Annotated in this window: 4 protein-coding genes and 1 pseudogene; 3 read left to right on the top strand and 2 right to left on the bottom strand. The window is 64.2% G+C overall.

Features of this window, described 5'->3' with window-relative positions; all coding sequences use genetic code 11:
• Nucleotides 1-108: pseudogene (locus tag EN932_RS39800) on the top strand (GntR family transcriptional regulator); the annotation flags it as partial.
• Nucleotides 109-160: 52 nt separating this feature from the next.
• Here the strand turns inward: EN932_RS39800 and EN932_RS30710 are convergent.
• Both EN932_RS30710 and EN932_RS30715 read right to left on the bottom strand, forming a co-directional pair.
• Nucleotides 161-460 (bottom strand): hypothetical protein, encoded by a 300-nt coding sequence (locus tag EN932_RS30710; RefSeq protein ID WP_024502890.1) that lies wholly within the window; start codon nucleotides 458-460, stop codon nucleotides 161-163.
• A gap of 315 nt (nucleotides 461-775) precedes the next feature.
• Nucleotides 776-2,272: a CoA-acylating methylmalonate-semialdehyde dehydrogenase gene (locus tag EN932_RS30715; protein WP_013529086.1), complete on the bottom strand. Its 1,497-nt coding sequence runs from the start codon at nucleotides 2,270-2,272 to the stop codon at nucleotides 776-778.
• 217 nt (nucleotides 2,273-2,489) lie between these two features.
• Between EN932_RS30715 and EN932_RS30720 the strand changes: the two genes are divergently transcribed.
• Together EN932_RS30720 and EN932_RS30725 are read left to right on the top strand one after the other, a co-directional pair.
• Complete coding sequence (locus EN932_RS30720) at nucleotides 2,490-3,371, top strand: LysR family transcriptional regulator (RefSeq protein WP_013529085.1); 882 nt, start codon at nucleotides 2,490-2,492, stop codon at nucleotides 3,369-3,371.
• Between the two features lie 216 nt (nucleotides 3,372-3,587).
• Complete coding sequence (locus EN932_RS30725) at nucleotides 3,588-4,031, top strand: hypothetical protein (RefSeq protein ID WP_013529084.1); 444 nt, start codon at nucleotides 3,588-3,590, stop codon at nucleotides 4,029-4,031.
• Nucleotides 4,032-4,133 lie beyond the last annotated feature (102 nt).

The following is a 4,133-nucleotide window of genomic DNA, read 5'->3' on the forward strand; positions in this document are numbered from 1 at the left end:
GCGCTGATCCGCTCGATCCTTGCCGGCGACGAGGAGGCCGCGGCCAAGGATGCCAAACGTCTGATGGCGCTGCTGCGCGGCCACGCCGAAACGGCGGCGACGCGCTGAGCGTCTTTTAATCCGATGCGCTTTCGTCGCCGGTGCTTCCTCGAAGCTCGGATCACGTCCCTGGCAAGGCAGCCGCCGCCATCAACGAACCGTCCCAGCCTTCGCCCGCCGTGATGACGCAGCTCTGACCATGCGTGTCGGTGGCAAGGATCGTCCAGGTGCCCTGGTCGGAGACGAATATCTCAAGAATGACGCTCGGGTTGACCAGGCCGCGCGCAGCCTCGCTTTCGTGGAATTTTTCCCCGAGCGCTTTGATCATATCCGCACGGGCTGCGCATTGCTCCGCCATCGCCGGGACGGCGGCAAACGCGGAAACCGCCGCGAAAAATAGCGTTGCCACAAGACGGGTCATCTGACACCTCCTTGCGCCAGACGATGTCCCCGAAGCTGTCGCCAGCGCCGTTGCTTGATCTGCCGTACCTCCTTGCGGCAGGACTGCAAACCAAGACGGCAGATGCCCACTTGGTTCCATCACATTAGCGTTCACGCAGATAGGGTCGTCACCGGACTGCAAAAAAGCCCGCGCGCGAGCGCCCGGGCCTCAAATTCAAAATCAATCTGTTGTCCGGTCAGTTCATCGTCGGGATGACGAATTCGGCACCGTCCTTGATGCCTGCCCGCGCGACCGCAGCCGAAGGCGAGGACGCGCAACCAGGAAATCGTCCGGTCAGTTCATCGTCGGGATGACGAATTCGGCACCGTCCTTGATCCCGGACGGCCAGCGCGAGGTCACCGTCTTGGTCTTGGTGTAGAAACGGAACGCGTCCGGGCCGTGCTGGTTGAGGTCGCCGAAGGAAGACGCCTTCCAACCGCCGAAGGTGTAGTAGGCGATCGGCACCGGGATCGGCACATTGATGCCGACCATGCCGACCTGGACACGGCTTGCGAAATCGCGCGCGGCATCGCCGTCACGGGTGAAGATGGCGACGCCATTGCCCATCTCGTGGTCGTTGGCGAGCTTGATCGCGCTCTCATAGGTCGGCGCGCGCACAACCGACAGCACCGGCCCAAAGATCTCTTCCTTGTAGATGCGCATGTCCGCGGTGACGTTGTCGAACAGGCAGCCGCCCATATAGTAGCCGTCTTCATAGCCCTGCATGGAGAAGCCGCGGCCGTCGACGACCAGCTTGGCGCCTTCCTTGACGCCGGTGTCGACATAGCCCTTGACCCGCTCCAGGGCTTGGCGCGTCACCAGCGGGCCGAAATCGGCGGAAGAGTCGGTCGAAGGACCGACCTTCAGGCTTTCGACGCGCGGGATCAGCTTTTCCATCAGCCGGTTGGCGGTGTCGTTGCCGACCGGGACGGCAACCGAGATCGCCATGCAGCGTTCGCCGGCCGAGCCGTAGCCGGCGCCGATCAGCGCGTCGACCGTCTGGTCCATGTCGGCATCGGGCATGATGATCATGTGGTTCTTGGCGCCGCCGAAGCACTGCACGCGCTTGCCGGCGGCCGTGCCGCGCGAATAGATGTAGTGGGCGATCGGCGTCGAGCCGACAAAGCCGATGGCCTTGATGTCGGGATCGTCGAGGATGGCGTCGACCACGTCCTTGTCGCCATTGACGACATTGAGGATGCCCGCCGGCAGGCCAGCTTCGAGGAACAGTTCGGCGATGCGCATCGGCACGCCCGGATCGCGCTCCGAAGGCTTCAGGATGAAGGCGTTGCCGCAGGCGATGGCCGGCGCGATCTTCCACAGCGGGATCATTGCCGGGAAGTTGAACGGTGTGATGCCGGCGACGACGCCGAGCGGCTGGCGCATCGAATAGACGTCGATGCCGGGGCCGGCGCCGTCGGTGAATTCACCCTTCATCATGTGCGGCGCGCCGATGCAGACTTCGACCACTTCGAGGCCGCGCTGGATGTCGCCCTTGGCGTCGGCGATCGTCTTGCCGTGCTCGCGCGCCAGGATGTCGGCCAGTTCGTCATAGTCGCGGGCGACCAGTTCGAGAAACTTCATCAGCACGCGCACGCGACGCTGCGGGTTGGTTGCGGCCCATTTCGGCTGCGCAGCCTTGGCGTTCTCCACCGCAGCGCGCAGTTCCGCCTGTGATGCCAGCGCCACCGTGCCGCGCACGGAGCCATCCATCGGCTGCATGACATCCTGCTTGCGGCCGCTGGTCCCGGCGACATGCTTGCCGCCGATGAAATGACCATAATCGATCATGATTTCTCTCCCTTGTTTGTGATGCTGCATTGTCCGCCTTTGGCCGGCGGATGGCAACGCGACGGAGAACGCAACCGTTGTGCGGAAAGTAGATAGCGGTTGACGGACGAGCATCAATTCTCGCAAATGCGGAGACCCGTCTGATAGCAGCAGGGATTGAGAGATTGAGTTCCCACCACAGGACGCGGCGTCAGCGATTGTCATCTGGACCATCCCCATGAACTGGGATGACGTCCGCATCTTCCTTGCCGTGGCGCGTGCCGGCCAGATCCTTGGCGCCGCCAAACGGCTGGAGCTCAACCACGCCACCGTCTCACGCCGCATCGCCGCACTCGAGGATGCGCTGCGGACAAAGCTGTTTCGCCGGCTGACCACCGGCAGCGAGCTGACTCCCGCCGGCGAGCGCTTCCTCGACATTGCCGAGCGCATGGAGGGCGACATGATCGCCGCGCGCTCGACCATATCAGGCGAAGGCGACGATGTTTCCGGCACGGTGCGCATCGGCGCCCCGGACGGTTTTGGCGTTGCCTTCCTGGCCAAGCGCCTTGGCGCGCTGACCGCCCTGCACCGCGAGCTGACGATCCAGCTGGTGCCGGTGCCGCGCTCCTTCTCCCTGTCGCGCCGCGAGGCGGACATCGCCATCACTGTCGAGCGGCCGACCGAAGGCCGGCTGGTGGCGGGAAAGCTGGTCGACTATTCGCTCGGCCTGTTTGCCTCGCGCGCTTATGTCGATGCCAATGGTCTGCCCAAAACAGCGGCCGAACTCGGCCAGCACACCCTTATCGGCTATGTGCCGGATCTCATTGTCAGCCCTTCGCTCGACTACGCGGCCGAATTCAGCGCGGACTGGCGCACCAGTTTCGCCATCTCCTCGGCGCTCGGCCAGGCCGAAGCAGTGCGCTCGGGCGCCGGCATCGGCATCCTGCACACCTTCGTCGCCCGCTCGATGCCGGAATTGGTGCCGGTCGATGTAGTCGCGCCGATCCGCCGCGCCTACTGGCTGGTCTATCACGAATCGGTCAGGCCGCTGCGCCGCGTTCAGATCGTCGCCAGCTTCATCACCAAGATGGTGGAGCGGGAGCGGAACCTGTTCGTCTGAGGCATGTCGCCCAAAACTGATCTCGGTTTTGGGCGAACGACATGCATAAACTAAGACGCTAAAGCGCATCGCATGAATCCGATCAAACGCGATACGCTTTGGCCGTGCCGCCTTTTCCTTGCCACAAAACCGGCCAGTGTGGCATCAGGCGTGCGGTCGCCGGCCACGGGCAGGTCGCCGGGTGGGGAACCTTTCAGAAAGCTGGCGCGGATAGACATGCGAGCCGTTCTTGCCATCCTGCCGCTGCTTTTCGTTTCCGCTTGCGCCAATCCGTGGACGAAGGTTCCGGAGGCCGAACTGCCCAAACCGATCCGCTACGCCATGGCGCGGCCTTCGCCTTTCGTCTTCGGCAATTATTGCGGCCCCGGCACCCGCACCGGCGATCTATCGGCCCGGCCGGCCGACCGCCTCGATGCGGCCTGCCAGACGCATGATGCCTGCTACATCGCCCGCCACAACCATTGCGACTGCGACGGCGCCCTGGTCGCCTCGGCGAAAGCGATCCGTGACGACAACGCAACGCCGCGCAAGATGCGCGGCGAGGCCGAACTGCTGATCGCCACCTTCGCCATTCCCGTCTGCAAGGTCTTCCCGCAGGGCTTCATGCCGCCGCGCGATCCGGCGCAATTGAGCGCCCTGAAGACCGGAGCGGCCGGGTGAAGGGTCGCGCATTCATCGCCGTCGTTCTGTTCGGGCTGGCTGTCCTTGCCGGCTGTGCCGGCACTGGCCGCAATGCCTGCGATCTCCTGCAAGGCCAAAGCG

This window comes from Mesorhizobium sp. M7A.F.Ca.US.002.01.1.1 (assembly GCF_004022955.1).
GTDB lineage: Bacteria > Pseudomonadota > Alphaproteobacteria > Rhizobiales > Rhizobiaceae > Mesorhizobium > Mesorhizobium ciceri.